We start from the raw sequence: 26410 nt of genomic DNA on the forward strand, positions 1-26410 counted from the left end.
GTCGAGCGCCGGCAGAAGTGGTTCACGTCGAGCCCCGAGTAGAGGCTGGCGTACCCCGCCGTCGGGAGAACGTGGTTCGTCCCCGACGCGTAGTCGCCGCAGGCCACCGCCGCGTAGGGGCCGACGAATATCGACCCGGCGCTCCGGATGCGGTTGATGACGGCAAGCGGGTCGGCCACCTGGATCGAGAGGTGCTCGGGGGCGATTCCGTCGACCGTCGCCGCGGCCTCGTCGAGGTCGGCGGCGACGATGTAGCCGGAGTTTTCAAGGGCTTTTGCGATGATATCCCGGCGCTCTGCGCTCGCTGCCATCCGCTTCACCTCGGCCCCGACCGCATCCGCAATGGCCGCGTCGGTCGTCACCAGGACGCAGGCGGCGTTCGGGTCGTGCTCGGCCTGGGCGAGGATATCGGCCGCGATGAAGGTCGGGTTCGCCGTGCCGTCCGCGAGGATCGCGATCTCGCTCGGCCCCGCCGGGAAGTCGATCTCGGCCTCGTCACGGAGCAGCATCTTCGCCGCGGTGACGTAGACGTTGCCCGGGCCGACGATCTTCTCCACCCGCGGGACCGTCTCCGTCCCGAGCGCCATCGCCGCGATCGCCTGGGCGCCGCCGACCCGGTAGACCTCATCGACCCCGGCGATGTCGAGCGCGACGAGCGTGATCGGGCTCGTCGGCGGCGGGGTGCAGCAGCAGATCTCCGCGACGCCCGCGACCTTTGCCGGGACCGTACACATCAGCGCCGTCGAGGGGTAGGCCGCCCGCCCGCCGGGAACGTAGGCGCCGATACGGGAGAGCGGCGTCGTCCTGACGCCGAGGGTGATCCCGGGCTCCACCTCCTGCAGCCAGAGATCGCGCCCGCGCTGCAGCTCGTGGAACCGGCTGATCCGTGCCTCGGCCTCCACGAGGCTCTCGACCAGCTGCGCATCCACCTCGTCGTAGGCCGCCTCCCGCTCCTCGTCGGAGACGGCGATCTCCTCGAGATCGATGCCGTCGAACTTCATCGTCAGGTCGAGCAGTGCGGCGTCGCCCTCCGCCCGCACCCTTCCGACGATCTCAGAGACCGGTCCCTTCACCCGGTCGATGCCCGACCGCCGTCCGGCGATCCAGGTCTCGATATCCAGCGCCTGCCACATGAGGAAAAGAATCGGCGGGCGGGAGCGTTAAGGTTTCGACCACGCCGGCGACCGGGGCCCGGGAAGGAGCCCATTAACATTCCGCCCAGGATAGCTATATATCCGAGGATGCCCCCCCTAACGCGCTGCTATGAAGGTGAATACGACTCATCCGGCGGCAGGCATCATTGCGATCCTGCTCATTCTCGCCCTCTCCGCGGGATGCACGAGTCCGGCGCCGGGCGGAAACGAGACGCCGACCGGCACGGCGACGACCGCTCCCGCCGGCGGCGCGAACGTCCTGCGGATCGCCACCACGACAAGCCTCGAGAACGCCGGGCTGCTCGCGGAGCTCGAACGGGTCTACGAGAACGAGACCGGGGTTGACCTCCAGTTCATCGCCCAGGGCACGGGGCAGTCCATCGATTCCGCCAGGCGCGGCGATGTGGACATGGTGCTCGTCCACGCCCCGGCGCTTGAGCAGCAGTTCGTCGACGACGGTTATGGTATCAATCCGCGGTGCATCGCCTACAACTACTTCATCATCGTCGGGCCCGCGTCCGATCCGGCGGGGATCGCGAACATGAGCCCGGTGGAAGCCTTCCAGACGCTCTACGCGGCCGGGACGAACGAAACGGCGGGCGTCGCCTTCGTCTCCCGCGGCGACAACTCCGGGACCCATGCCCAGGAGAGGGCGCTCTGGGAGCAGGCCGGCTACAACTACACACAGGAGATCCGGGACTCCGGGGCCTGGTACGTCGAGGCCGGCAAGGGCATGGGCGACACCTTGATCCTTGCAAACGAGCAGCAGGCATACACGCTCTCCGATGAGGGAACTTATCTCTCGTTTGCCGACCGTCTCGATTTGGTGCCGGTCGTCGCCGAGGGCGCGGAACTCCTGAACCGCTACAGCGCGATTGCCGTCAACCCCGAGATGCACCCGGACGTGAACGCAGAGGGTGCCGCTGACTTCATCAACTGGCTCATCTCGGACGAGGCGAAGCAGATGATTGGCGAGTTCGGCACCGAGGAGTTCGGCAAACCGCTCTTTACACCGCTCTACGCACCCGAGTGCACCGAACCCCCGTTCAACTGCACCTGTGCGGAGCCGGTACCCGTGACGGCATAAAGCAGGTATCGAGGAAAGATAGGGGAGATGTGGGTGAGGTGATTGGCGGAGTGGCGGAAGGTGAGGGCGCGTGGTGAACGGGAACCCGATCATCGAGGGGTTCGTCGAGGCCATCGAGCTCATCGTCACCCTCGACCCGCAGGTGGTGGAGATCACCATCCGCTCGCTCTACATCTCCCTCACCGCCACCTTCTTCGCCTCCCTGATCGCCCTCCCAATCGGGGCGCTCATCTACTTCTACGAGTTCAGGGGAAAGCATGCGGTCGTCTCCACGTTGCAGACGCTCTACGCGCTCCCCACGGTCATCGTGGGCCTGATCGTGTTCCTGCTCCTCTCCAACATCGGCCCCTTCGGGTTCCTCCGTCTCCTCTACACGCCCGGCGGCATGGTCGTCGCCCAGACGATCCTCATCATCCCGCTCCTCATGGGGCTGACGGTCTCGGCGCTCTCCGGGATCGACCGGGACAAGCGCTACACGATCACCGCGCTCGGCGCGAACAGGCTCCAGACTGTCGTGACCATCATCGCGGAGGCCCGATTCGCGGTCATGGCCGGCGTCCTCCTGGGCTTCGGGCGGGCGATCGCCGAGGTGGGGACGGTGATGATCGTCGGCGGCAACATCCGGGGCGCCACCCGCGTCCTCACCACCGCTATCGCACTCAACACGTCGATGGCAGACTACTCCCTCTCGATTGCACTCGGGATCATTCTCCTCGGGGTGGCGCTCGGGGTGAATATCGCCCTATCTCTCGTGCAACGGCGGTGATACCATGGCGATCATCGAAGCACACGACATCAGAAAATCCTACGGCAATTTAGAAGTCCTGCACGACGTCGACCTCTCGGTCCGGGAAGGGGAGATCCTTGGGCTTATCGGGCCGAGCGGCTCCGGGAAGAGCACGCTCCTGCGGATCCTCGACCTGATCGAGCCGCCGAGCGGCGGGGAACTCTCGGTCTTCGGCATCGATGCGGTCGAGGAGCGCGGCCGCTGGCTCGACCTCCGCCGCCGGATGGGGATGCTCTTCCAGAGACCGATCGTCTTTAACGCATCCGTTTACGACAACGTCGCGATGGGGCTGCGCTACCGCCGTGCTCGCGGCGCCGATATCGACCGGAAGGTGAAGGAAGCCCTCGAAGCCGTCGGGCTCTCCCGCTACGTCAGGAGCCGGGCGACCGATCTCTCCGGCGGCGAGCAGCAGCGGGTGGCGTTATCAAGGGTGCTCGTGACCGAGCCCGAAATCCTCTTCCTGGACGAGCCGACGGCGAACCTGGACCCGGGCTCGACCGCCACCATCGAGGCGATCGTAACAAGCCTGAACCGCGAGGCCGGTATGACCGTTCTCATAAGCACCCACGACCTCATGCAGGGGCAGCGTCTCGCTCACCGGGTCGGGGTGATGATCGAGGGCACGATCGCCCAGACAGGGCCTTCACGCGAGATATTCCACGAGCCCACAGACCTGAGGATCGCCCGGTTCGTGGGCGTCCAGAACATCATCCCCGGCCGGGTCGTCTCCCGGAGAGAGGGGCTCACCGTGGCGGAGGCGAGAGGCAAACAGATCCTCTCGGCGACTCCCCCGCCGGGCGAGGAGGTCGAGATGGTCATCCGGGGCGAAGACGTCTCCCTGCACCGGCGAGAGCCCGGCTTCGAGGAGGCGGAGAACCTCTTCCCCGCCACGGTTACCGCCATCGAGCCCACGGCCCCGTTCGTGAACGTGACGGTGCACTGCGGGTGCGATCTCGTCGCACTGGTGACCGCGAGGAGGGCGGAGACCCTCGGCCTTCACGACGGCATGCAGGTCTGGGTCTCCATCCAGGCGAAGGCGGTCCACCTGATCCCCCGGAGCGGGGCGGGGTGAAGCGCTGAATCCCTTTCAGGGAGACATAGAAGTACCTGCCATTGACGATTCCCGCTATTTTATAGCCGCCGGGTCGGTTCGGGAGCGTCAGGAAAACCCGTTCATCGTCTTCAGCGAGAGGATCAGGCCGATGAGGGCGGCGGTGGCCGCGTTCGCCGCGACGATGGCAAGATCCGCTTTCACCAACCCGTAGGCGAGCCAGAGCAGGACGCCTGCGAGGAGGACGACGAGCATCGCAAGCGAGAGGTCGGCGGTCGACCGCGTGCGCCACGCCCGGATGACCTGCGGTGCAAACGAGAGCGTGGTGAGCGAGCCGGCGGCAAGACCGAGTGCGGTGACGGTATCCATGAGTCCGTCATCCATGTCCCGCCCGACCACATGAACCCTGGGGTTCCGGGTACCTTCAGGAGCCGGACTGTTGCCTGCTCCCCCACCGTTGCAGCACGTAGGCGAGGAGCATCCCGACGATGAACGCGACGGTGAGGCCGATCGCGAGAGTGAGGACGGCGATGGCTCCCGTGACCAGGTACGAATCCGTCTTCGCGCTGTGTTTCCCGAGCTCGAGCGCCACGAAGACCAGAAGCGCGCCGAAGACCCCGAGCGGGATGAGGGTCAGCACCTCCGGCGGGGCGAAGGCGACGGCGAATATGAGGATGAAGAAGCCGGCGACGATGTTCGCCCCGCCGGTCCTCGCGCCGAACCGGTACATGGCGGCAAGCCCCCCCGCGCCGTGGCACATGGGGAACCCCCCGAGCGGCGTCGAGACCAGGTTCATGGCGCCGATCGTCCGGGAGAGCCGATCGGGGTCCACGCCCTTCTTCGGGAAGAGGTCGTAGGTGAGGAGCGACGTGGCGAGGATGGCGTTTGCGAGGGTGAGCGGCACCTGCGGGAGGACGAGGTCCCAGGTGCCTGCGATGAAGTCCGCCGGTGTAGGGATGACAAGGGCGGGAAGAGGCATCAGGCGGAACGGCGGCATCCCCTGCACGGCGACACCGGCGGCAAGCCCGATGAGGAGGACCAGCAGGGCGGAGACGTCCGGGACCCGGGTCCGTTGCGATGCGATGAAGAAGAGAACGATGATCCCGATGGATATGGCTGCAACGAGGACGTCGGAGACGATGTAGCCGAGCGACGTCTTCAGGAGGAGAAGCGCAAGCCCTGCCTGGACGCCCCGGACGACGCTTTTCGGGATCCGGTCCCCGATCCAGGTCATGCCGCCGACGAGTCCGAGAAGGAGGAAGAGCGCACCGACGATGATCCCGGACGCCACGATCTCGCCGGCACAGAGCCCTTCGGCGATGACGATGGCGCCGATAGCCTTCATCGGCTCGATAGGGATCGGGAGGCGGTAGTAGAGTCCGGTGATGATGAACCAGGCGGCGAAGAAGAGGAAAAAGTGGCTGACGTTCACGTCCGGGCAGACGATGGCAACCCCGAGCAGGATGGGGAAGATGGTGCCGAAGTCGCCGACGGCTCCGGCGATCTCCTCGAGGGTGATCCGGATGCCGCCCTTCGCCGTTCCGGTGCTCTCCGCCATTGTCCAGTTCTCTTTATGTCTCGGTTCCCTTTTGGGGTTTTGGATGGGCGTTCCGGTATGTTCGGGCCCGGGACGTGAAATCCAATTACCATGCCCACTTAAATAACTGAGTTAAATTAAATGATTTAACCTGGTCCGACATGTAAACGTTTATTTTGCCCCCATGAGTGATTATTCTTATGAAAGCGCACCTGCTTCTCATTATTGCACTGCTTGTTGCGGCAACCGCCGCTTTCGCATGCGGATGTACCGGAACCACCGTAGATACGCCAGCGGATTCCGACACGACAAAGCCCGAACTGCTCGTCTACTGCGGCGCGGGCATGCGGGAACCGATGGACGAGATCGCGGCGGCCTTCACGAACGAGACCGGCATCCCGATCAACTACGTCTTCGGGGGTTCGAACACCCTGCTCACTCAGATGAACCTGACGAAGATGGGCGACGTCTACATGCCGGGAGCGACCGCCTACTTCGATTCGGCCCGCAACATGGGGCTGGTCGGGGACGAGTCCCTCGTCGTCTACCACGTCCCGGTCATCGCCGTCCCGAAGGGTAACCCGGCCGGGATCACGTCTCTTGAGGATCTGGCAAAACCCGGTGTCCGGGTGGTTCTCGGCGACAACCCCGCCACCGCCATCGGGAAGCTGACCGATAAACTCCTGGCGAAGAACAAACTGCTCGAGGATGTGGAGAAGAACGTCGTGGCCCGCGGCGGCACGGTGAACGAACTGCTGGTCTACATCTCCATGGGGCAGGCCGACGCCGGCATCATCTGGGAGGACCTCTACGTGCCGGAGAAGATGGACCTCATCGACATCCCGAACACGGAGAACCTGGTGAAGATCGTTCCCATCGGGGTGCTTACGTCTTCTGAGCACAGCATTGAAGCGGAACAGTTCACCGCGTTCGTCACCTCAAACGAAGGGAAGGCGATCTTTACCCGGCACGGTTTCGTCACCTACCCAAGCGACACCTACGCGGACGTCAAACCCTGATAGAACCGGAGAGGGAGAAGTCGTATGGAAGTCACCTGCCGGATCATCGGAACCATTCACTCGCCGTTTACCGATCAGGATACCACGCCAATCCAGAGCATCTTCTCTGAAGCAGAGGGGATGATCGAAGTCTTTCCCGAATACGCCGAAGGATTGCAGGGGGTCGAGGGATTCTCCCACATCATCCTCCTCTACCATTTCCACCGGGCCAACGGGTTCCGCCTGCGCGAGCGCCCGTTCGTCGACGGCAGCAAGGAGCGGGGGATCTTTGCCATACGCCACTTCAACCGCCCGAACCCGATCGGGATCTCCCTCGTCGAAGTCGCCTCCGTCGAGGGCAATATCGTCCGGGTCCGCGGAATCGACGTGCTGGACGGCACCCCGCTTCTCGACATCAAGCCCTACGTCCGCCAGTTCGATCACCGCGACGACGTCAGGAGCGGCTGGGTCGACGCGCGGCATATCGAGGAGGTGAAGGTCCGGAGTTTCTCCCCAAAAGACCTCCGGGAGCATGAGGAGACCTCATGAGTCGGCGTGATACTTCCCGTTTCCGGACGGCGACCGTCTTGGTCGCCCTTCTCATCGCCGCCTTCATCGTGCTGGTCCTCCTCGGGGTGGTCACCCACTCCCCGGCGAGCGTCCTTATCGAGTGCCTTCTCTCCGAGGAGATCCAGTTTGCCGTCAGGCTCTCGATCATCACTTCCGTCGTCTCCACGCTCCTCTGCATCCTGGTCGCCGTGCCGGTGGCCTATGCGCTCGCCCGCTACACGTTCCCGGGCAAATCCCTGATGAACATGGTGATGGACATCCCGATGGCACTCCCGCCGCTCGTGGCGGGCGTGGGGCTCCTGCTCTTCTTCGGTGTATCCCCGATAGGCAAATCGCTTGCTGCTGCGGGGCTCACCTTCGTCTTTACGCCGCTCGGGATCATCATGGCCCAGTTCTTCGTGAACCTGCCCTACATGCTCCGGGTGACCCGTTCGACATTCCAGGGCGTCAACCCCCGCTACGAGTACGTGGCAAAGACGCTCGGGTGCACCGACGCGCAGGCCTTCTGGCGGGTCACGCTCCCGATGTCCTCAAACGGCCTCCTTGCAGGGTCGGTGATCACCTGGTCGAAGGGGATCGGTGAGTTCGGCGCCGCGCTGATGCTTGCCGGCGCAACCCGGATGAAGACCGAGACGCTCCCGCTTTCGCTCTTCCTGAACATGTCCACCGGAAAACTCGAGTATGCTATCGCTGCGGCGACGATCCTCATCATGATCTCGGTCGTCTCGCTCTACGCCTTCGAGCGCTACGGCGGAGCCACGCACGTCTACTAGGAGGTTCAGCCATGCTTGTCATTGACTCCGTTTCTAAAAGCCTCGGGGAGTTTTCGCTCTCGAACGTCTCGCTCTCGGTCGAAGACGGGGAGTACTTCATCGTCCTCGGCCCCACGGGGGCGGGAAAGACGATCCTTCTTGAGACGATTGCCGGGATCTACAGCCCCGATGCGGGCAGGATCCTCTTGAACGGCCGGGACATAACGGACGTCCCCGCACGGGAGAGGAACATCGGCATGGTCTACCAGGACTACATGCTCTTCCCGCACCTGACCGTCGAAGCGAATATCGGTTTCGGGCTGAGATCCCGCCGCGCCGATCCCGCGTTCATCCGCGGGAAGGTCCAGGAGAGCGCGGATCTCTTAAACATCAGCCATCTGCTTCATCGCTACCCGGGAACACTCTCGGGCGGCGAGCAGCAGCGCGCGGCGATTGCCCGGGCGCTGGTGATGGAGCCGGAAGCATTGCTGCTGGACGAACCGCTCTCTGCGCTCGACGTGAAGACCCGCGAGAACCTGCGGGCGGAACTCGCCCGAATCCACGAGGCCACCGGGACGACGATCGTCCACATCACCCACAACTTCGAGGAGGTCTTCGAACTCGCCGACCGGGTGGCAATCATGCACGGCGGCAACGTGGTCCAGGTGGGGACGCCGGAGGAGATCTTCCGGAGGCCGAACTCCGACTTCGTCGCGGGATTTGTCGGGGTGGAGAACCTCCTCCGCGGAACAGGCTCGGTCGACGGAACGGTCGCGGTGGGGAATCTCCGGATACGTGCGGAGAACGGCATACCCGGTCCCGTCTCCGTTGCAATCCGGCCGGAGGAGATCCTGCTGTCGAAGGCGCCTCTGCCAGAGAACGGAAGAAACGTCGTCTTCGGCCGCGTGGATTCTGTGCGGCCGAACGGGGGGCTGGTCCGGGTCTTCGTCGACGCCGGAGTTCTGTTTAAGGTGACGCTGACCCGGCAGGGGTTCGAGGAGGCCGGCTTTGCCCCCGGCGACGCAGTCCACCTCGCCTTCCGGCCTTCGGCGGCCCACGTCTACCCTTCGGGAGAAGAAGAGGACTGAGCGGCGCGGATCTCGAGTGCCCTGAGAACCCCGGCACCCAGGACCTCTTTTGCGCGCTCGCCGTGCCGCTCCGCCATGACCGCGAGGAGACGTTCTGTCCCCGCGGCCGTGGTGGAGATGCCGACCCGCTCAGCCCGGCGGATCAGCCCGTCCCGCTCCATCTCCCCGAACCGGGGGAGGACATAGTAATGCGGGATCCCGAGATGCTCGGCAAGTTTCCGGGTCGTCGGGAACCGCAGCGAGATGCCGTCCGGAGAAAAGCCGACGGTCAGGCACCGGTCCTCTTCGAGGAGGATCCTGACGGCCGCATCGATTATTTCGTCGTGTTCGTGTGTGGACATCCGATCGTAGAAGTACTTGCGCCCGGCGCAAAAAAAGGAGGTCGGTCTGGTTATGCCGCTTCTGCCTTCATCTCGCCGCGTTCTTCTTCGGGCATCTCCTCGAGGTAGATAACCTCCGCTCCGATGTCCTTTGCAATCTGTTCGAGCTCGATCTTCCTGAAGTGAGTTCCCTCGACCTTCAGGTGCTTCGATTCCCCCTGCTCTTCAACGACGGCGACGACGCGGAACCGGGGCTGCTTCACGCCGGTGCCGACTTTCTGGCGTTCACGTACGTAAATTTTCATGTCTGTTTCCATCCCATACCAGTTGGTATACCAGCAGATATACAGCAAAGACACTTAACTTTTTCTATCATACAAGGAGTAGGGATTGTTACTATGGCAGAACGATTTGAGATGGACTCGAAATTGCGGGGCGAAAGCCTGGTCCGGCGGGGCCTGCTCCGCGAGACCAGAAGCGGCAAACAGGTCAGGGTCATGCCGGACCTGAACGTGATCAAGCTCGGCGGCTACGGCGTCATCGACTACGGGCGCGACGTGATCTATCCGCTGATCGAAGAGATCGGGGAACTCTCCAAAAACCACAAGGTGCTGGTCGCCACCGGCGGCGGCGCCCGGGTGCGGCACATCCTCGATGTCGGGATCGACCTCGGCATGCCGACGGGGGTGCTTGCGGAACTGGCAGGCAAGATCAGCGAGCAGAACGCGATCATGCTCTCGCTCCTCTTCTCGAAGTACAACGGTGTGAGGATCCATACCGCCGATTTGCTGAACCTTCCCTCGCTCATATCCCTCGGGATGCTGCCGGTCGTGCAGGGCACCCCGCCCTACGGGCTCTACGAGCACCCACCGAAACTCGGGAGCATCCCGCCGCACCGGACCGATACCGGCGCCTTCCTGATGGCGGAAGTGGTCGGCGCGAAGAACTGCATCCTCGGGAAGAACGTGAACGGCCTTTACACCGAAAACCCGTTCGTAAACCCCGACGCCGAGTTCATTGCCGATATCACGGCCGACGAACTCCTGGAGATGGATATGGAGGATATGGTGCTCGAACCGATGGCAGTCGAGTTGCTCCGGGATGCCTTCCATGTCAAGGAGATCAAGATCGTGAACGCCCACGTCCCCGGGAACATCACAAAAGCCATGAACGGGGAGCGGATCGGCACCATCATCCGGGCCTGACAGCCCCGGAATCAACCACTTTTCATTAACCGCTGAGAAGCCTTCATCTACCCGGGAAGCGGATATAGTACAGCAAACGAGCGATCCCATGACCATCTACCTTGGCATTGACGACACCGACACCCGCGAGTCCCGGGGAACCGGACGGCTCGCCCGCGCGATTGCAGCAGAACTCGCCCTGTCCTACACGGTGACGGGGGTGACCCGCCACCAGCTCTTTGTCCATCCCGCCGTCCCCTACACATCCCATAACAGTTCCGCGGTCATCCATATCCGGGATACCGGGAACGGGATCGCAGGCGAGGTATTCGCGGCGGCGAAGGAACTGATGCTCGCCGACTTCATCGACGGGAGCGACCCCGGGATCTGCGTCGCCGCCGACCGGGAGATCAAGAGCGACCTCTCTCTCTTCGGCTTCTCGGCAAAGACAAGCATCGTGACGCAGGATCAGGCACGAGGGCTCGCCCGGCAGGCGGGGGTCCTTCTCGAGGGGCTCGGCGGCACCGAAGACGGCATTATCGGCGCGCTCGCAGGCGTCGGGCTTGCGGCATCCGGCAACGACGGCCGGTTCATCCAGAAGGGAACGACCCGGGACCTTCGCGGTACCCAGACGGTCGCCGCAATCCTCGCCTCCGGCGTCGACCGGGTCATGACCCGGGACGGGACGGCGGTCGGGGAAGGCACTATCGCGCTCAGGAAATTCCCGAAGCCCGCCTGCGTCGAGGGAAAGGCGGTCCTTTTTGTCGAGGCGGACGGCGATGCCTACCGCGATATCGTGATGGGGTGACCCCGGAGCGGCCTGCCGGCCGCGGTCTCCCGATCATCCATAGAAAATCATTTACCTTTTTTAAAAACAACCAAGTTAACTTTATAAACCTAACTTAGAACCATAACCATTGCATTTAATTGTCCAAACCCCGACACTTGAATTGAGAGTTATGCAAAGAAGAACCCTTTTTGCCGTTGCGGCCGTAATGGTCGCCCTCCTGCTCATCTGCGGGTGTACCGGGACGACATCGGACCCGACTCCCGCAGAGAAACAGCAGCTTCGTATCGCCACGACGACGAGCCTCTATGACACCAAACTCCTCGAACGCCTCACCCCGATCTTCGAGGAGGAGTACAATGCTGAAGTGCTGATCGTCTCCGCCGGAACCGGCAAGGCGATCGAGTACGGGCAGCGGGGCGACGTGGACGTCCTGATGGTACACGACCGTGTGCGTGAAGACGCCTTCCTCGCCGACGGCTACGGTGTCAACCGGCGCGTGTTTGCCTACAACTACTTCGTCATCGTCGGGCCCGAGTCCGACCCGGCAGGAATCAAGGGCATGCAGCCTGAGGCGGCGTTCACCGCCATCCGGGAGAAGGGAATGGCCGGCACGCCGGGCGTGGTCTTTGTCTCGCGCGGCGACAACTCCGGCACGCACTCCAAGGAGAAGGCCATCTGGAAGGGAGCCGGATTCAATTACTCTGCAGACGTGCAGGGCTCCGGCGACTGGTACCAGGAAGCCGGGACGGGTATGGGCGCAACCCTTGAGATGGCAAACGAGAAGCAGGCCTACACCCTCTCCGACATCGGCACCTACCTTGCCTACAAGGGCGACCTCGATCTGGTGACGCTCGTGGACGAGGGCGACATCCTGCTCAACATCTACTGCGCGATGCAGATCAACCCGGCCAAGTACCCCGACATCAACAGCACCGTCGCGAAAGACTGGGTCAACTTCATGATCTCCGACGATGTCCAGAAGGAGATAGCATCCTTCGGTGTCGACCAGTACGGCCGGCCGCTCTTCTACGCCGCCCAGGACGACTGGGAGAAGATCGGCGTCCCCCAGGCTGAAGTGAAGGACCCGATCGCCTGATCGGGCTCGAAATCCCACCCTTTTTGCCTCCGGCGGCGTATAGGTGCAGAGCATGTACGAGATCATCGAGGGATTCGTAGAAGCAATCAGGCTCATCGTCACGCTCGATCCCGACGTGATGGCCATCGCCGCGAGGAGCGTCATCATCTCACTTACCGCAACGGTCCTTGCCACACTGTTTGCCGTACCGCTCGGCGCCGCGATCTACTTCGGCACGTTCCGCGGCAGGAAGGGTCTCATCAACCTGATCCAGACACTCTACGCCTTACCGACCGTCGTCGTCGGGCTGCTCATATTCCTGCTCATTTCCCGTGTCGGGCCGTTCGGATCTCTGCGGCTGCTCTTCACCCCGACCGCCATGGTCATCGCGCAGACGGTGCTCATCCTGCCGATCATGACCGGTCTCACCATCTCTGCGCTCTCCGGAGTCGACCCGGTCCTCAGGGACACCCTCCGCTCACTTGGAGCAACACGCCTCCAGTTTCTCGTAAACATCATGAAAGAAGCGCGGTTTGCGATCCTCGCGGCCGTCGCGATCGGGTTCGGGCGGGCGATATCCGAGGTCGGGGCAGCGATCCTCGTCGGCGGCAACATCATGGCGTCTTCGTTTGCGAGTTCGACACGGGTGCTGACGACCGCGATATCGCTCGAGACGTCGATGGGAAACATCTCCGAGTCCATCGCGCTCGGGATCGTCCTCCTCATAATAGCCCTCGGCGTCAACCTCGCCATAACAACAGTGCAGCACCGGTGACCTCATGATCGAATTTGAAGACGTCTCAAAACGGTTCGATGACAAGGCGGTACTTGCCGGCGTCACGGGACGGGTCGAGCAGGGAGAGATCTTTGCCGTCATCGGGCCGAGCGGGGCCGGGAAGTCGACCCTGCTACGCCTCGTCGACCTCCTCGATACCCCGACGGGAGGGGCGATCCGGATCGACGGCACCGACATCCACGCCGATAAGGGGCAGAGTCTCTCCATCCGACGGATGATGGGGATGGTCTTCCAGAAGCCCGCCGTCTTCAACACGACGGTCGCGGAGAACATCGCAGTCGGGCTCCGGTTCCGGGCTGCGGACGAGAGGGCGATCCGCGAGAAGGTCGAAGATGCCCTCGAGATTGTCGGCCTTGCCGGCTATGGAGAGCGGAGAGCGCGGACGCTCTCGGGCGGTGAGATGCAGCGGGTGGCTCTCGCCCGGGCGATGGTGATCGAGCCGGAAGTCCTTCTGATGGACGAGCCGACCGCGAACCTCGACCCGGTCTCGGTGGAGAAGATCGAGGATCTGGTCATCCGGATCAACCGCGACCTCGGCACGACGATCGTCTTCTCGACCCACGACATGTACCAGGGGCAGCGGCTCGCCCACCGGATAGGGGTGCTGATGGACGGGGCGTTTGCACAGGTGGGGACACCGAGAGAGGTCTTCACCCTCCCGGCAAGCCGGAACGTCGCCCGGTTCGTCGGCATCGAGAACGTCGTCGACGGGGTCGTCGTGGCCGCTGAAGACGGCATGTCTGCCGTCGACATCGGCAGCGCCCGGATCCGGACGAGATCGCCGTTTTCCCGGGGGGAGAGGGTCTCTCTCTGCATCCGGTCGGAGGATATCCGGATTGCCCCGGCGATCAGAGGGAGGAGGGTCTTTGACGGGAACATCCTCCCCGGCACGGTGACGTCCGTCGTCCCGCGCGGCCCGTTCAGCAGGGTGACGGTCGACTGCGGATTCCCTCTCTCGTCCGTCCTCTCCTGGAAGGCGGTGGAAGACCTGGACCTCAGGGAAGGCAGCCAGGTTACCGCCTCGTTTACGGCGGCGTCGGTCCACGTCGTTCGGGCGGGAGAGGACTGATCCTGCCCCTCTTCTCAGGAACTCCGGTCTTTCTCCGCAAGATGCTCCCGTACCTCTGCGAGGTGCCTATCCAGCCGCCGCCGAAACTCCCCGGGATCGAGCGCCTGCGCTTCGTGGCCGGCAAAAACCAGGATCCGGTCGGCCTGTGCGATCAGGATGTCGAGCGACGAGGCGGCGAAGTGCGACGTTCCGTCAGGAACGGAGCTCGAGCACCGTCAGGTGCGAGGGGAGCTGCACGCCCATCTGCCAAGCGCCTCGCGGCGAGTGGCAAGCAGGGCGGAGAGCGGCGTCACCTCAGCGCTCTGGAGGCAGCCCGGCACCAGCAGGTTTGTCGCGGCGCGGTCTTCGTCGAGGATGAGGAGCGGCACTGCGGCCCTGAGCGCGGCCTGGATCTTGTGCGCCATCACGAGCGACCCGCTCCCCCAGCCGTAGGCCGCCCGGGGTTCGCCCGATAGCCCGGGCGGGAGGCTCCTGAAGAAGAGGCTGACGTCCGCGCCGACGAGTCCCTGCTCGTTCGCTTCCGCCCGGGCAATCCCGTTGACGCTGACGAGAAGCTCCCGTCCGTCCCCCGCAACGTGGTCGTCCGCTCCCGCGACGACCGCGTGGAGGAAGGTGCTCTTCCCCTCGGCGTTCGAACCTGCGACCGCGAAGGCCTCCCGCCGCCGGAGACCAAGGCCGGTCACGACCCTGCCGCTCCCCGCAAGCTCCACCTCGACCGGGTCGAGTTCCACGGGACAGCGGAAGGAAACATGGACGCCCTCCTTTGGGCCCGCGATCCGGTGGTGGCACCGGAGCCGGGTGAACCGGCGGCCCGGGATACGGGAGAACCCCCCTGACGACGAGGCGCAGCCCACCGCCGTCGATCAGGTTATCGCGGTCCGGCCGCCAGAGGTCGGTCCCGATGGCGCTCCTCGACGCGATCAGCGTGACCGGCTCGACGTTCGGCAGGCAGTGGGAGGGGTGCTCCGTCCCGGCCCCTGCGATCGGCCCGAGATCCCGTTCGGCGGGGATCGCCGCCTTGATCGCCTCGATGATGACCCCGGCAGCCCCGTCGGCCCCCGGGCCGGACGCTCCCGCCGGCGCCGGAAGCAGGACGGGGAGGCTGAACCGGAGCGCCGTCGTATCGAGCGACCTGACAAGGTAGGTGTTGACCAGGTCCCTCACCCTCTGCCGGTCGATGCGTGCCCGGCCGTCTCCAAGACACAGGATGATCCGGTGAATCTCGCCCTGCCAGGAGCCCTCCGTCGTGCTCATGCGCTCTCATCAGGTAATGGTGCACCGGATCCCAAGGCTCTTTTTACACGGCCTCCTTCCCTGATCTTAAATAGCCGCACGGCCCACCATTTCTACAATGGAACTGACAGTCCTCGCCAGCGGGAGCAAGGGAAACTGCACCTACCTGCGAGGGGGACGGGGTGCGCTGCTCATCGACGCGGGGCTCTCCGCACGTGAGACCCTTCGCCGCCTCAGAGCCGCCGGTGGGGACGCAACGCTCGTCGAGGCGATTCTCGTCACACACGAGCATATCGACCACATCCGGGGCGTCGACGTCCTGGCAAGGAGGCTTGGCGTGCCCGTCTACGCGACCGGCGGCACGCTTGAGGCATACTCCAGGAAATGCGGGACGACGTCCGCAGAGGTCAGGGTGTGCCGCTACGGCGAGCAGTTCGTTGTGGGAGACTTCTCGATCGAGCCCTTCGCCACCTCCCACGACGCCCGGGAGCCCTGCGGGTTCTCTGTCGCCGAAGGCGACCTCCGCGTCGGGTGCTGCACCGACACCGGCACCGTCACCACGACCATCTTCGACCGGCTCGCGTCCTGCGACGCCGTTCTCCTCGAGAGCAACCACTGCCCCGACATGCTCGAGAACGGCCCGTACCCTGCATACTTAAAGAGCCGAATCCGATCGAAACGCGGGCATCTCTCGAACCCGGATGCCGCCCGCTGCCTGCAGAGGCTCGCCGATCACATCCATATGGCCATGCTTGCCCACGTAAGCGAGATCAACAACACGCCGGAGAAGGTGCTCCTCTCCGCGCTCGAAGGACTCGGATTCTACTCCGACCAGGTCGGGGTCACCGTGGCGCCCCAGGACCCCGGGGCGGTGCACCCGGAGTCCTACGGCTTCAGGCTCTGAGCGCTCACGCTCTCCGGATCGTACAGACCACGCCGATCACGACGCCTGCAGCATCGACGATCGGGTCGGCGGAGATGCGGACCGCCTGCTTTGAACCGTCGTTTTTCATGAGTGCCGTCCCTTCCGCACATTCCACGGGCCTGCCCCGCCCGAGCACCTCCCCGGTGAGAAGCTCACGGCCATCGCCCGAAAAGAGAGACCATATCGGTCTTCCGGCCAGTTCTTCTCCGGTGTAGCCGGTCAGGAGCTCGGCCTCCCGGCTGACGATGATGACCGTCCCGGCGGCGTCGGTGGTGATCCTTGCTTCCCCCGGTTCAGCCGCACCAAGGGTGCCCTGCTCGACCAATGAGTCCAGCCACTCCTCCGCGGTTTTTCGTTCGGTCGCCTCGATGCAGTAGAGAAGACGCTCGAGCTGCTGGTTCGCACGTTCGAGTTCGGCGGTTCGCTCGGCAACGAGTTCCTCCAGATGCTCGCGGTGCCGGTGCAGCTCTTCCTCCGCCTTCTTGCGCTCCGTGATCTCCCTGAGGATGACCATCAGGTGCATCTCGTACAGCGGTACGACGCGGGCTTCGTAGTACCGGGTCTCTTCATTCTCCGTGTGGCTGAACTCCAGGGGCGCGGCCGACGCATCCGTCCGGACGGCCTCCTGCAGTGCACCCAGGAGCGCCTCCCCTATCCCGGCGGGGAAGAGATCCTGTATCCGCCGCCCGAGCAGCGTCCGGGGCACAAGCGGCGTCTCCGCGAGCCTCCCCGCCCTGGAGTCGAGGATCGTGCCGTCGGCGTTCAGCCGGATGAAGAGATCGGGAAACGCTTCGATCACCGCGGTCAGTTCGGATGTGGCCTGCCTGAGGTGCTCTTCGGTCAGCACCTGCTCGGTGATGTCCCGGACGGTGAGCAGGACGCGGCCACCCTCGATCGACGCCCGCCGGAGCTCGACATCGCGCACTTTTCCGTCCCGGCAGACCACGCTGGCAACCATGGTATCCCGGTCGCCCCGGAGCAATTCCTGCCCCATATCCAGCACTTTCTCCCGGTATACCGGGTTCGGGTGGGCACGCTCGAACCATAGAGCGAGAGTCGGGACATCCTCCCGGGTATATCCGGTGATCCGGGTGAACGCCGGGTTCAGGTACCGGAATTCGCCCTCGCCATTCACCAGGACGAGTCCGTCCGGCGCTTCGTGGAGGATCGAGGTATAGACATCTTCTCCAAGGTGCGGTGATTCCCGGGCGTCGTCGGCCCCGGGCACCCCCCTCCCGGCATCGTGAGTAGTATTGTTTCCCGTCATGGCAACCGGTCCTCCCCGGTATAATTGTGTATTCGGGCCCGTAAGCGCTGTACGTAGGAGGTTTTACCTGTTGGGATAAATATACTCATCGTTATGCCTTTCCGTTCTATCTTCGGGATTAGTTTTTTTAACGGAGCATCCAGGGAGGTGCCGTGAATCCGGCACCGATCGGGGTTCCGGGCGACCCGTGGAAAAGACGGGGGGTAGTTGCAACATGAAGCCACTTCAGTCCCCCCTGATCTTCAGGATCTGCATGCAGTACTGGTCGATGCTCGTGAAGAGCGCGGACCTCGCCCGTTTCGCCCGCTCTTCGTCACCTTCGACGAAGTCCCGGAGGATGTGCTCCAGTGCGGTGACGTAGTACTCGCGCCCGCGGGAAGCCTTCTTCACCTCCTCAAAGCAGAGGTAACTCTCGTTCTTGTGGTTGCACATGACCTCGAGCACGGTATCGAGCATCAGGAGCAGGTGCCGGGGGAAGCCTTTCAGGATCGCCAGTTTCCTGAAATTCGCGTAGGATTTCGGCTGTCCACCGAGAATCGCAAGTTTCATACCGTAGTACAGCGGCTCGTGGTCGTCGGGATACTGCTGCATCATCTGTTTGACGATGGCAGCGGCGCCGCTCCCGTTGCGCAGCTCCACGCGGGTGTTGAACGCCTCCGTCAGGAAGAACCTGTTGTCCGAGAACCGCTCCGTAGCAAGGGTAAGGAGGTGCTGGCGGCGCTCGGCGTTCCCTTCGTGCTTTGTCCAGGAGATACCGATGCGGTAGAACTCCGGTTCGCTCGGGAACCAGGTGAACGCCAGGTCCAGCATGTACCAGAAGATCGAGTTCAGCATGGTGTCTTTGCGATCGAGGACGCCAAGACGGTTGATCGGGGCGCGGATCCGCGAGAGATTTAGCATCTCCTCGCGGGCATGCAATTCCAGATCGTCGGGACGGAGACCCTGCGCCCTGTTCTTCGCCAGGGACAGGGCGTAGTAGCAGTAGGCAATTGCGGCGGTGATACGGCCGTCGTGGGCCCTGTGAGGCGTAAGGTACTCGATGGCATGATAGTAGTTGCCGGAATCCATCAGTTTGAGGGCCACAATCACATCGAGGGTCACCCGCCCCTTTCTCCGCCGCTTGTTCCCCACGGCATGCCGCAACGTCTTTTCGAGGAATTCCGGTGTAGGGGCCTCGTTCGTGGCGTTAATGAGTGTAAAAGCGGTCGCATCGATGAAATCATCGTAGGTCCTGTCGTCGAGATCGGGGAAGGTCTTGTCGAGCGTGGCGGCAACGTGCCCGAAGAAGACCGGAAGATTCGCCTCTACGAGATCGGTGTTCTTTGCGATGTAATCGTCCATGGTAGCCCGGAGCTGCTCGAGCCTCCTGTTCCGGAGCGCTTCAGGCTGCCACGCATCTTCCATATCTCTACAGGTGGAAATCGAAAGAGATATTTGTTGTTATATGATCCTCGGGTTCAGTCCCGGGCAGAGAGCAATCGCTCCCCTATTCACCACGATCAGGAGAAGAAGCGCGCCGGAAGAGATTCTTTTCGAACAGACGGCCGGATGCCGTACAGGGGCGACACCGGCCTTCGACAGTTTAAATGGCCGATCACATGGATGGAATGCCTTATCAGCCACGGTATTCACAACGCTTATCCCGGCGGACCCCAAAACCTCTCGCACACGGGTGTGATCGCGTGGGTTACATTGAAGAATTAAAAAGGGTGGGACGGGATGCGAATCCCTTCTTTACGCTGATGGGGATAGAAGTCGACGAGTTCGGCGACGGGTGCGCCCGCCTCAGCATGGAGGTCCGGCCGGATATGCTGAACGGCGCCGGGTGGCTCCAGGGAGGGGTCTACGTGGCGCTCGCAGATGAGGCGATTGCGCTTGCGCTTTATACGCTCCTCGGTGAAGACGAGAGGATCGCCACGATCGACGAGCACACCAGTTTTATAAAAGGCGTCAACGCCGGGAGGATCACCGCTACCGGGCGGGTCGTCCGCAAAGGGCGCCGGGTGGCGTTCGCAGACGGAGAGGTCCGGAACGCGGCGGACGACGCGCTTCTTACCCGGACGTCGACATCGTTCGCGGTCATCGAGGGGTAGCGCTGCACCGGGCGCCCCGGCAAAACCCCCATGGTACAGGCAGGGATTTCCCGGGACTGCCGGAACAATACATTCTCAACATCCAAGATCACATACATAAGATAGAGCATCCGGAGCAACCGGAGGGGAACGAGAGTTTGAAGTACATCGTTGTAACCGGCGGCGTCATGAGTGGGCTCGGGAAGGGTATCACCACCGCATCCATCGGCCGCCTCCTAAAAAACCGCGGCTACCAGGTAACGGCGGTAAAGATCGACCCGTACCTGAACATCGATGCCGGTACCATGAACCCCGCCCAGCACGGTGAGGTCTTCGTCCTCTCCGACGGCGGGGAAGTCGACCTCGATCTCGGCAACTACGAACGGTTCTTAAACATCAACCTCAAGTCGATCCACAACATCACGACGGGCAAGGTTTACCGGAACGTCATCGAAAAGGAGCGGCGCGGGGACTTCCTCGGCGCGACCGTCCAGATCATCCCCCACATCACCGACGAGATCAGGCACTGCATCAGCCGTGCGGCAGAGGAGGAGATCAACAGCGGCAAGAGGGCCGAGATCTGCCTGGTGGAGGTCGGCGGCACGGTCGGCGACATCGAGAGCATGCCGTTTTTAGAGGCGGTCCGCCAGATGCACGGCGAACTTGCGCCGCAGGACATGATCCTGGTTCACGTCACCCTGGTTCCGGTCGACACCATGGGCGACCACAAGACCAAACCCACGCAGCACTCGGTCAAGGCGCTCCGGGAGCTCGGGCTGCAGCCCGACATCATCGTGGGCAGGAGCAGCGAGGTGATCAGCCCGCAGACGAAGAAGAAGATCTCCGCCTTCACCGACGTCCCCTTAAAGGCCGTCATCTCTGCAAAGGACGTTCCCGATATCTACCAGATCCCGATGGAACTGGAGAAGGAAGGGCTTGCGGACGTCGTCTGCAGTTACCTGGGCCTCGATAACAGGGAGCCGGACACCGCGTGGTACCGGGTCGTCTCGCAGGAGTACACGAACCGGGCGACGGTCGCCATCGTCAGCAAATACGGGATCGAGGACGTCTACATCTCCATCAAGGAGTCGCTCAAGCACGCAGGAAGGGCGCTCTCCACGGAGGTGAACATACGCTGGCTGGACGCGGAGACGTTCGATCTCCATGACCTCGCCGACGTCGACGGCATCCTGATCCCGGGAGGATTCGGGAAGCGCGGCATCGAGGGCAAGATCCGGGCGATACAGTATGCCCGCGAGAACAAAAAGCCCTACCTCGGCCTCTGCCTCGGCTTCCAGCTCGCGGTGATCGAGTACGCACGGCACGCCCTCGGCATCCCCGACGCCACCAGCGAAGAGATGGGTGAGGGGACGCACGTCATCGCCATCCTCCCCGAGCAGGAAGAGATCTGTGACCTCGGGGGCACGATGCGCCTCGGCGACTGCGACATCGTCCTGAAAGATGGGACGATGGTGGCCGGCCTCTACGGCAGGACCGCAATCGTGGAACGGCACCGCCACCGCTACGAGGTGAACCCGGCGTTCATCGCAGACCTCGAAGACGCCGGACTCGTCTTCTCGGGAACCTGCGGCGGGCGGATGGAGGTCTGCGAGCTCCCGGACCACCCCTTCTACCTCGCGACACAGTTCCACCCCGAGTTCAAATCAAGCCCGACAACCCCCTCCCCGCCCTATATCGGCTTCGTAGAGGCATGCAAAAAGAATAAATCAACTTCAGAGACCAGGTGAGATGAGAGAATGGTAAACGTTCTAAAGTTTATCGACCGGGCAGTCAGAGAGATACGCGATACTGCCGGTCAGGATAAGGTCGTGATGGCGCTCTCCGGCGGCGTGGACTCGTCGGTCTGCGCGGCACTCGCCACCCGCGCCATCGGCAGCCAGCTCGTCCCGATATACGTGGATACCGGCCTCATGCGAAAGGGAGAGACCGATCGCATTCGGTCCCTCTTTGCCGATGCAAACCTCCGCGTCGTGGATGCGGCGGATGAGTTCTTCGAGGCGCTCGCAGGCATCACCGACCCCGAAGAGAAGCGCAAGGCTATCGGCGAGAAGTTCATCAGGATCTTCGAGCGGGAAGCGAAGCGAACCGGAGCGACGATGCTCCTGCAGGGCACCATCTACCCCGACCGCATCGAGAGCGAGGGGGGCATCAAGAGCCACCACAACGTCGGGGGCATGCCCCTCGATATTGAATTCAAAGGCGTCATCGAGCCGCTTGCCGACCTCTACAAGGACGAGGTCCGCGATGTGGCCGGCGGGCTCGGCCTTCCCGTGGAGATCCAGCACCGGATGCCCTTCCCGGGCCCGGGGCTCGCCGTCCGGGTGCTCGGCGAGGTGACGAAGGAGAAGATCGCGATCGTCCGGGAGGCGAACGCCATCGTCGAGGAGTGCCTGGTGGAGGAGTACCAGCCCTGGCAGTGTTTCGCGGCGCTCATCGGCCTCGGGACCGGGGTCAAGGGAGACGTCCGGCTGCACGGCTGGATCGTCGCTGTCCGGGCCGTCGGGTCACGGGACGGGATGACCGCCGACCCCCTGCCCCTGCCCTACGACACCCTTGCCCGGATGGCGACCCGGATCACCGCCGAGATCCCCGGCGTCGCCCGGGTCGTCTACGACGTCACCCCCAAACCACCGGCGACGATCGAGTATGAGTGAGGAAGAAGATGAAACAGGATTCACGGGTGTCGAGCACCCGCGACTACATTATGGCAGAAGATTCACGCGTGCTTGATGCACGCTACTACATGCCCGCGTTCGGCCGGACGATGAAGATCGTCCGCGGCGCTGGGTCGCGTGTCTGGGACGACCGGGGACGGGAATACATCGACTGCGTGGCAGGTATTGCGGTCTGCAGCACCGGCCACTGCCACCCGAAGGTGATAGAGGCAATCTGCGGCCAGGCAAAAGAGTTGATCCACTGCTCGAACCTCTACTACGTCCCGAACCAGGCGGAACTTGCGGAGAAGCTCGTCGCGATCACAGGGCTTAGCAAGGCGTTCTTCTCGAACTCCGGCGCGGAGGCAAACGACGGCGCAATAAAACTCGCCCGCGTCCGGACAGGGAAGAAGAAGTTCGTCGCGTTCGCCCACGGGTTCCACGGCAGGACCTGCGGGTCGCTCGCCGTCACCCACAAGCCCGCGATCCGGGAGCCGTTCGAACCGCTCTCGACCCCCTGCACCTTCGTGGACTACGGCGACCTGGACGGCCTCGCGGAGGCCGTCGATAAGGATACCGCCGGGATCTTCGTCGAACCGATCCAGGGCGAAGCGGGCGTCATAATCCCGCCCGACAATTTCCTCCGGGGAATCCGGGATATCTGCGACGATACCGGCGCACTGATGATCGTCGACGAGGTGCAGACCGGCATGGGCCGGACCGGAAAATGGTTCGCCTTCCAGCACACCGGTGTTGCCCCCGACATCGTCACGATAGCAAAAGGGCTTGCGAGCGGGTTCCCCATCGGCGCGCTCGTCGCCCGCGAAGGGCTCGAGTTCAAGAAGGGCGAGCACGGCAGCACCTTTGCCGGAGGCCCGCTCGCCTGCGCGACGGCACTCGCGACGATCGACGTCATCGAGGAGATCCTTCCCGATGTCGCGCGGAAGGGCGAACGGTTCATGCAAGGGCTTGCCCCCTACAACCCGCGCGGCCGCGGCCTGATGATCGGCATCTCGGTCGGCGACCGGTGCCCGGAGGTGCAGCAGACCTGCGCCGAGAACGGGGTGCTCGTCAACTGCGCCGCCGACGGGAACCTCCGCATGATCCCGCCGCTGGTGATCACGGACGAGGAGATCGACACGGCTCTCGGTGTCATCAATGCGGCGCTTGGTTAGGGCGTGCTTCGCGGGCAGGACGGGATACTCCTACGCGAAGAAAGCCGAGGACATCGTGCGGGAGCCCGGCATCGACCGGGTAGCCCGGCTCGCGAGCAACGAGAACCCCCGACCGCCGTCGCCCGCCGCAATCGAAGCGGCGACGGAGGCCCTCCGGACAGCGAACCGCTACCCGGACGAACGGGCCTCGGTGCTCGTGGAGGCGCTCCGCCGCTACCACGGCGACTACCGGTTCGTCACGGGCGCCGGGATGGACGGCGTCATCGAGACGGTGATCCGGACAGTCGTCGAGCCTGGCGAGGCGGTGGCCGTCTCGGCCCCGACCTTCTCGTTCTACGGGATTGCGGCCGCGGCGCACGGCGCACGGGTCGTGAGCGTACCCCGGAGAGACGACTTCTCGGTCGACCCGGCGGCGTTCATCAGGGCATCCCGGGGGGCAAAACTCACCTTCCTCTGCTCCCCGAACAACCCTACGGGGAACTCCGTCCCGCCGGAGGATGTCGAAGAGATCCTCGAGGGAACGGAAGGGCTGCTCTTCCTCGACAACGCATACGTCGATTTCGCGGATATCGACTACCTGCCGCTGATGCGGCGGCACGAGAACCTGATCATCGGGCGGACGATGTCGAAGATCTTCGCCCTCGCCGGCCTGCGGGTCGGCTACGCCTTTGTCCCGGAGTGGCTGGAGCCGTTCTATCAGAAGGCGGCGACGCCGTTTGCGCTGAACTCGGTCTCTCTTGCGGCGGCCGCGGGAGCGCTTGCCGATACCGGCCGGGTGCGCGAGGCCCGCGACCACGTCCGGCGGTGGCGGCAACGGTTCCTCGAAGAGATCCCGTTTAAGGCGTATCCTTCGGACGCAAACTTTGTTATGATAGACGTCACTCCCTTAACGGGCGACGAGGCGACGGAACGCCTCGCGGCGAAGGGCGTCCTCGTCCGGTCCTGCACCAGCTTCCCGGGTCTCGGGAACACCTACATCAGGGTCAGCATCGGCGAGGACTGGGAAAACGTTCGATTTCTCGAGGCGATCAAAGACTTATGATGACGGGCATCACCGGCACGCCGGGAACAGGGAAGACATCCATCGCGGCCGAACTCGAGCAGCGGGGCTACCCGGTCGTCCGCCTGGCCGATACGGTGCGCCCTTACATTCTCGAAGAGGACTGCTCCCGCCAGACGCTGGTGGTGGACGTCGACCGGTGGGCGGAGGAGTTCGAACCCCTCGACGGGATTGTCGAGGGGCACCTCGCCCACCTCCTCCCCTGCGACCGGGTGGTGGTGCTCCGGTGCCGTCCCGACATCCTGCGAGAGCGCCTTCGTCCGAGGAACTACCCGGAGGGGAAGGTCGCGGAGAACGTCGAGGCGGAGGCGCTCGACGTCATCCTGATCGAGACGCTCGAAGAGCACCCGGACGGACACGTCTTTGAACTGGATACGACCGACCTCTCCGTCGGCGGGTGCGCGGACCGGATCGAGCGATTCATCCGGGGAGAACTCCCCCCGTCCTCGGGGTGCATCGACTGGACCGATTACCTGGAGCCCGGCAGATGACGCTCGACCAGTTCCGACCGCACGTGCAGGGCATCATTCAGCCCGTTGTGGACCTTATCCGGAAGATCGGGATAACCCCGAACGGGCTGACGATCGCATCGTTTCTCGTATCGGCACTCGCGGGCATCGCGTTCTACGCCGGGGGCGTCGTGCTCGGCACCGTCATGGTCGCGTTCAACGCCGTCTTCGACGCGCTCGACGGAGCGCTCGCCAGGGACATGGGGATCGCGGGCATCCGCGGGGATTTCCTGGACCACGTCATCGACCGCTACGCAGACATATTCATCATCACCGGCATATTTGCAGGCGGTGCCGCGCCCTGGCCGATCGGCGTCTTTGCGCTGACCGGGGTCCTGATGTCCTCGTACCTCGGCACCCAGGCCCAGGCTGTCGGGATCGGCAGGTTCTACGGGGGCATTCTCGGCCGGGCGGATCGCCTCGTGCTGATCATCATCGCCGGCGCACTCACGGTGCTGATCCCGGGAGAGATCTACGGCCTGAACTACCTCGGGTGGCTCCTCGTCATACTCGGCGTCTTCGGGCACTACACCGCTTTCCAGCGGTTCGCCCACGTCTGGCGGCAGATCGAGAAGCGCTGATACTCTTTTCGCCATGACCCGGGGGTGCAGTGCATCCCCGCAGGCCTCAGGCTCATCAACCCGCCTTTGCAGCCCGGAAAATGGGGGGGGCCAGTGGCCCTATGGGTTGAGGATGAGGATCCCGTAGTTGAGGTAGGCCGCGAAACTCACCCAGAGGAGGTAGGGGACGAGGAGCACCGCCGCAGGTACCGATACCCGGTAGAACGCGGCTATCGTCATGAGGATCGCAATCCAGAGGAGCACGATCTCGATGAAAGCGAAGTACGGCGCCTGTAATCCGAAGAAGAGGTACGACCAGAGGACGTTCAGGACCAGCTGAACGGCGAAGATCGCCGTGGCAATCTGCACGTTCTTACGCTCCCACCCCTTGCTCCAGACGAGATAGAGCGCAATGCCCATGAGGATGTAGAGCACCGTCCAGACCGGACCGAAGACCCATGACGGTGGATTCAACTCGGGCTTTACGAGACCTGCATACCAGGTAGGGATGGCCGGTGTCGTGAAGATCGACCCGATGAACCCCGCAAGCAGGCAGACCGCGATCGCCGCAAAGAACTGGGTAACCCGCACGTACACAGATGTCACGACGCTAAATAGTGACCTTGCGGCTTAAATCTTTTGATACGGGGGCGAAACGTCAGCCCCTGCCCCGACG

The 26410-nt window shown here is 63.5% G+C and carries 30 protein-coding genes; 21 read left to right on the forward strand and 9 right to left on the reverse strand.

What is annotated here, in order from left to right; translation table 11 throughout:
• Positions 1-1133: histidinol dehydrogenase (hisD, locus tag BRA62_RS06095; protein ID WP_292365684.1), on the reverse strand; the 1133-nt coding region annotated here is incomplete at its 3' end.
• A gap of 130 nt (positions 1134-1263) precedes the next feature.
• On the opposite strand from hisD, the gene BRA62_RS06100 reads away from it, so the two are divergent.
• The 3 genes from BRA62_RS06100 to BRA62_RS06110 all read left to right on the forward strand — a co-directional run bounded on the left by BRA62_RS06100 (position 1264) and on the right by BRA62_RS06110 (position 4100).
• Positions 1264-2241 (forward strand): substrate-binding domain-containing protein, encoded by a 978-nt coding sequence (locus tag BRA62_RS06100; protein WP_292365685.1) that lies wholly within the window; start codon positions 1264-1266, stop codon positions 2239-2241.
• A gap of 70 nt (positions 2242-2311) precedes the next feature.
• Positions 2312-3007, forward strand: coding sequence for an ABC transporter permease (locus BRA62_RS06105; RefSeq protein WP_292365686.1), 696 nt, complete (start codon positions 2312-2314; stop codon positions 3005-3007).
• 4 nt (positions 3008-3011) lie between these two features.
• Positions 3012-4100 carry an ABC transporter ATP-binding protein gene (locus BRA62_RS06110; protein WP_292365687.1) on the forward strand — a complete coding sequence of 363 codons (1089 nt, stop codon included), beginning with the start codon at positions 3012-3014 and terminating at the stop codon, positions 4098-4100.
• Positions 4101-4187: 87 nt separating this feature from the next.
• Here BRA62_RS06110 and BRA62_RS06115 read toward each other — a convergent pair whose 3' ends face one another.
• Both BRA62_RS06115 and BRA62_RS06120 read right to left on the reverse strand, forming a co-directional pair.
• Entirely contained in the window at positions 4188-4463 is a 276-nt protein-coding gene (locus tag BRA62_RS06115; protein ID WP_292365688.1) for a SemiSWEET family sugar transporter, read from the reverse strand.
• A gap of 40 nt (positions 4464-4503) precedes the next feature.
• The gene (locus BRA62_RS06120; protein WP_292365689.1) at positions 4504-5637 is read right to left on the reverse strand and encodes a putative sulfate/molybdate transporter; all 1134 of its coding nucleotides are present in this window, start codon (positions 5635-5637) and stop codon (positions 4504-4506) included.
• Between the two features lie 179 nt (positions 5638-5816).
• Between BRA62_RS06120 and modA the strand changes: the two genes are divergently transcribed.
• Genes modA through BRA62_RS06140 form a run of 4 tightly spaced genes read left to right on the forward strand, consistent with a single transcriptional unit; the run spans position 5817 to position 9024 of the window.
• The gene (gene modA, locus BRA62_RS06125; protein ID WP_292365690.1) at positions 5817-6635 is read left to right on the forward strand and encodes a molybdate ABC transporter substrate-binding protein; all 819 of its coding nucleotides are present in this window, start codon (positions 5817-5819) and stop codon (positions 6633-6635) included.
• Between the two features lie 24 nt (positions 6636-6659).
• Positions 6660-7163 carry a tRNA (N6-threonylcarbamoyladenosine(37)-N6)-methyltransferase TrmO gene (gene tsaA / locus BRA62_RS06130; protein ID WP_292365691.1) on the forward strand — a complete coding sequence of 168 codons (504 nt, stop codon included), beginning with the start codon at positions 6660-6662 and terminating at the stop codon, positions 7161-7163.
• On the forward strand, positions 7160-7957 hold the full coding sequence (locus BRA62_RS06135) for an ABC transporter permease (RefSeq protein ID WP_292365692.1): 798 nt from the start codon (positions 7160-7162) through the stop codon (positions 7955-7957). Before tsaA ends, BRA62_RS06135 begins: the two co-directional genes overlap by 4 nt.
• 11 nt (positions 7958-7968) lie before the next feature.
• Positions 7969-9024, forward strand: coding sequence for an ATP-binding cassette domain-containing protein (locus BRA62_RS06140; RefSeq protein ID WP_292365693.1), 1056 nt, complete (start codon positions 7969-7971; stop codon positions 9022-9024).
• Here BRA62_RS06140 and BRA62_RS06145 read toward each other — a convergent pair.
• Both BRA62_RS06145 and BRA62_RS06150 read right to left on the reverse strand, forming a co-directional pair.
• Positions 8997-9365, reverse strand: a complete 369-nt coding sequence (locus BRA62_RS06145) for a hypothetical protein (RefSeq protein ID WP_292365694.1) — start codon at positions 9363-9365, stop codon at positions 8997-8999. The two genes, BRA62_RS06140 and BRA62_RS06145, sit on opposite strands and share 28 nt — an antisense overlap.
• Positions 9366-9415: 50 nt before the next feature.
• A complete protein-coding gene (locus tag BRA62_RS06150; RefSeq protein ID WP_292365695.1) occupies positions 9416-9649 on the reverse strand; it encodes a hypothetical protein in 234 nt (77 codons plus the stop codon).
• 93 nt (positions 9650-9742) lie between these two features.
• Between BRA62_RS06150 and BRA62_RS06155 the strand changes: the two genes are divergently transcribed.
• From BRA62_RS06155 to BRA62_RS06175, 5 genes are all read left to right on the forward strand, one after another.
• Entirely contained in the window at positions 9743-10549 is an 807-nt protein-coding gene (locus BRA62_RS06155; RefSeq protein ID WP_292365696.1) for a uridylate kinase, read from the forward strand.
• An 88-nt stretch (positions 10550-10637) separates the two neighbouring features.
• Positions 10638-11336, forward strand: coding sequence for an ABC transporter substrate-binding protein (locus tag BRA62_RS06160; protein ID WP_292365697.1), 699 nt, complete (start codon positions 10638-10640; stop codon positions 11334-11336).
• 151 nt (positions 11337-11487) lie between these two features.
• Positions 11488-12414 carry a substrate-binding domain-containing protein gene (locus BRA62_RS06165; RefSeq protein ID WP_292365698.1) on the forward strand — a complete coding sequence of 309 codons (927 nt, stop codon included), beginning with the start codon at positions 11488-11490 and terminating at the stop codon, positions 12412-12414.
• 52 nt (positions 12415-12466) lie between these two features.
• Positions 12467-13168, forward strand: coding sequence for an ABC transporter permease (locus tag BRA62_RS06170; protein WP_292365699.1), 702 nt, complete (start codon positions 12467-12469; stop codon positions 13166-13168).
• 4 nt (positions 13169-13172) lie between these two features.
• Positions 13173-14258: an ABC transporter ATP-binding protein gene (locus tag BRA62_RS06175; protein WP_292365700.1), complete on the forward strand. Its 1086-nt coding sequence runs from the start codon at positions 13173-13175 to the stop codon at positions 14256-14258.
• Positions 14259-14473: 215 nt separating this feature from the next.
• Here BRA62_RS06175 and BRA62_RS06180 read toward each other — a convergent pair whose 3' ends face one another.
• A complete protein-coding gene (locus tag BRA62_RS06180; protein WP_292365701.1) occupies positions 14474-15112 on the reverse strand; it encodes a P-loop domain-containing protein in 639 nt (212 codons plus the stop codon).
• Positions 15113-15159: 47 nt separating this feature from the next.
• On the opposite strand from BRA62_RS06180, the gene BRA62_RS06185 reads away from it, so the two are divergent.
• Together BRA62_RS06185 and BRA62_RS06190 are read left to right on the forward strand one after the other, a co-directional pair.
• On the forward strand, positions 15160-15402 hold the full coding sequence (locus BRA62_RS06185) for a hypothetical protein (RefSeq protein ID WP_292365702.1): 243 nt from the start codon (positions 15160-15162) through the stop codon (positions 15400-15402).
• Positions 15403-15609: 207 nt separating this feature from the next.
• Complete coding sequence (locus BRA62_RS06190; protein WP_292365703.1) at positions 15610-16395, forward strand: MBL fold metallo-hydrolase; 786 nt, start codon at positions 15610-15612, stop codon at positions 16393-16395.
• A 4-nt stretch (positions 16396-16399) separates the two neighbouring features.
• Here BRA62_RS06190 and BRA62_RS06195 read toward each other — a convergent pair whose 3' ends face one another.
• Both BRA62_RS06195 and BRA62_RS06200 read right to left on the reverse strand, forming a co-directional pair.
• Positions 16400-17683: a PAS domain S-box protein gene (locus BRA62_RS06195; RefSeq protein WP_292365704.1), complete on the reverse strand. Its 1284-nt coding sequence runs from the start codon at positions 17681-17683 to the stop codon at positions 16400-16402.
• A 225-nt stretch (positions 17684-17908) separates the two neighbouring features.
• Positions 17909-19087 (reverse strand): hypothetical protein, encoded by a 1179-nt coding sequence (locus BRA62_RS06200; protein WP_292365705.1) that lies wholly within the window; start codon positions 19085-19087, stop codon positions 17909-17911.
• Between the two features lie 278 nt (positions 19088-19365).
• Between BRA62_RS06200 and BRA62_RS06205 the strand changes: the two genes are divergently transcribed.
• From BRA62_RS06205 to BRA62_RS06235, 7 genes are all read left to right on the forward strand, one after another.
• A complete protein-coding gene (locus tag BRA62_RS06205) occupies positions 19366-19776 on the forward strand; it encodes a PaaI family thioesterase (RefSeq protein WP_292365706.1) in 411 nt (136 codons plus the stop codon).
• Positions 19777-19913: 137 nt separating this feature from the next.
• Positions 19914-21503: a CTP synthase gene (locus BRA62_RS06210; protein ID WP_292365707.1), complete on the forward strand. Its 1590-nt coding sequence runs from the start codon at positions 19914-19916 to the stop codon at positions 21501-21503.
• Positions 21504-21512: 9 nt separating this feature from the next.
• The gene (guaA, locus tag BRA62_RS06215; protein WP_292365708.1) at positions 21513-22430 is read left to right on the forward strand and encodes a glutamine-hydrolyzing GMP synthase; all 918 of its coding nucleotides are present in this window, start codon (positions 21513-21515) and stop codon (positions 22428-22430) included.
• A 50-nt stretch (positions 22431-22480) separates the two neighbouring features.
• Positions 22481-23605 (forward strand): acetylornithine transaminase, encoded by a 1125-nt coding sequence (locus tag BRA62_RS06220; RefSeq protein WP_292365744.1) that lies wholly within the window; start codon positions 22481-22483, stop codon positions 23603-23605.
• Positions 23589-24647, forward strand: coding sequence for a histidinol-phosphate transaminase (gene hisC / locus BRA62_RS06225; protein ID WP_292365709.1), 1059 nt, complete (start codon positions 23589-23591; stop codon positions 24645-24647). Before BRA62_RS06220 ends, hisC begins: the two co-directional genes overlap by 17 nt.
• On the forward strand, positions 24644-25156 hold the full coding sequence (locus BRA62_RS06230; RefSeq protein WP_292365710.1) for an adenylate kinase family protein: 513 nt from the start codon (positions 24644-24646) through the stop codon (positions 25154-25156). Before hisC ends, BRA62_RS06230 begins: the two co-directional genes overlap by 4 nt.
• Complete coding sequence (locus BRA62_RS06235) at positions 25153-25755, forward strand: CDP-alcohol phosphatidyltransferase family protein (RefSeq protein ID WP_292365711.1); 603 nt, start codon at positions 25153-25155, stop codon at positions 25753-25755. Before BRA62_RS06230 ends, BRA62_RS06235 begins: the two co-directional genes overlap by 4 nt.
• 99 nt (positions 25756-25854) lie before the next feature.
• Here the strand turns inward: BRA62_RS06235 and BRA62_RS06240 are convergent, their stop codons facing one another.
• Entirely contained in the window at positions 25855-26340 is a 486-nt protein-coding gene (locus tag BRA62_RS06240) for a TspO/MBR family protein (RefSeq protein WP_292365712.1), read from the reverse strand.
• Positions 26341-26410: the final 70 nt, after the last annotated feature.

This window comes from Methanoculleus sp. UBA208 (genome assembly GCF_002498065.1).
Lineage (GTDB): Archaea > Halobacteriota > Methanomicrobia > Methanomicrobiales > Methanoculleaceae > Methanoculleus.

Coding starts and splice junctions, on each gene's coding strand:
- BRA62_RS06220 (WP_292365744.1), top strand. CDS start 22,481: ATGGCAGAAGATTCACGCGTGCTTGATGCACGCTACTACATGCCCGCG.
- BRA62_RS06145 (WP_292365694.1), bottom strand. CDS start 9,365: ATGTCCACACACGAACACGACGAAATAATCGATGCGGCCGTCAGGATC.
- BRA62_RS06150 (WP_292365695.1), bottom strand. CDS start 9,649: ATGAAAATTTACGTACGTGAACGCCAGAAAGTCGGCACCGGCGTGAAG.
- tsaA (WP_292365691.1), top strand. CDS start 6,660: ATGGAAGTCACCTGCCGGATCATCGGAACCATTCACTCGCCGTTTACC.
- BRA62_RS06110 (WP_292365687.1), top strand. CDS start 3,012: ATGGCGATCATCGAAGCACACGACATCAGAAAATCCTACGGCAATTTA.
- BRA62_RS06195 (WP_292365704.1), bottom strand. CDS start 17,683: ATGACGGGAAACAATACTACTCACGATGCCGGGAGGGGGGTGCCCGGG.
- BRA62_RS06185 (WP_292365702.1), top strand. CDS start 15,160: ATGGCGCTCCTCGACGCGATCAGCGTGACCGGCTCGACGTTCGGCAGG.
- BRA62_RS06165 (WP_292365698.1), top strand. CDS start 11,488: ATGCAAAGAAGAACCCTTTTTGCCGTTGCGGCCGTAATGGTCGCCCTC.
- BRA62_RS06100 (WP_292365685.1), top strand. CDS start 1,264: ATGAAGGTGAATACGACTCATCCGGCGGCAGGCATCATTGCGATCCTG.
- BRA62_RS06120 (WP_292365689.1), bottom strand. CDS start 5,637: ATGGCGGAGAGCACCGGAACGGCGAAGGGCGGCATCCGGATCACCCTC.
- BRA62_RS06235 (WP_292365711.1), top strand. CDS start 25,153: ATGACGCTCGACCAGTTCCGACCGCACGTGCAGGGCATCATTCAGCCC.
- BRA62_RS06160 (WP_292365697.1), top strand. CDS start 10,638: ATGACCATCTACCTTGGCATTGACGACACCGACACCCGCGAGTCCCGG.
- BRA62_RS06155 (WP_292365696.1), top strand. CDS start 9,743: ATGGCAGAACGATTTGAGATGGACTCGAAATTGCGGGGCGAAAGCCTG.
- BRA62_RS06200 (WP_292365705.1), bottom strand. CDS start 19,087: ATGGAAGATGCGTGGCAGCCTGAAGCGCTCCGGAACAGGAGGCTCGAG.
- BRA62_RS06140 (WP_292365693.1), top strand. CDS start 7,969: ATGCTTGTCATTGACTCCGTTTCTAAAAGCCTCGGGGAGTTTTCGCTC.
- BRA62_RS06115 (WP_292365688.1), bottom strand. CDS start 4,463: ATGGATGACGGACTCATGGATACCGTCACCGCACTCGGTCTTGCCGCC.
- BRA62_RS06135 (WP_292365692.1), top strand. CDS start 7,160: ATGAGTCGGCGTGATACTTCCCGTTTCCGGACGGCGACCGTCTTGGTC.
- guaA (WP_292365708.1), top strand. CDS start 21,513: ATGGTAAACGTTCTAAAGTTTATCGACCGGGCAGTCAGAGAGATACGC.
- BRA62_RS06230 (WP_292365710.1), top strand. CDS start 24,644: ATGATGACGGGCATCACCGGCACGCCGGGAACAGGGAAGACATCCATC.
- hisC (WP_292365709.1), top strand. CDS start 23,589: ATGCGGCGCTTGGTTAGGGCGTGCTTCGCGGGCAGGACGGGATACTCC.
- BRA62_RS06175 (WP_292365700.1), top strand. CDS start 13,173: ATGATCGAATTTGAAGACGTCTCAAAACGGTTCGATGACAAGGCGGTA.
- modA (WP_292365690.1), top strand. CDS start 5,817: ATGAAAGCGCACCTGCTTCTCATTATTGCACTGCTTGTTGCGGCAACC.
- BRA62_RS06190 (WP_292365703.1), top strand. CDS start 15,610: ATGGAACTGACAGTCCTCGCCAGCGGGAGCAAGGGAAACTGCACCTAC.
- BRA62_RS06170 (WP_292365699.1), top strand. CDS start 12,467: ATGTACGAGATCATCGAGGGATTCGTAGAAGCAATCAGGCTCATCGTC.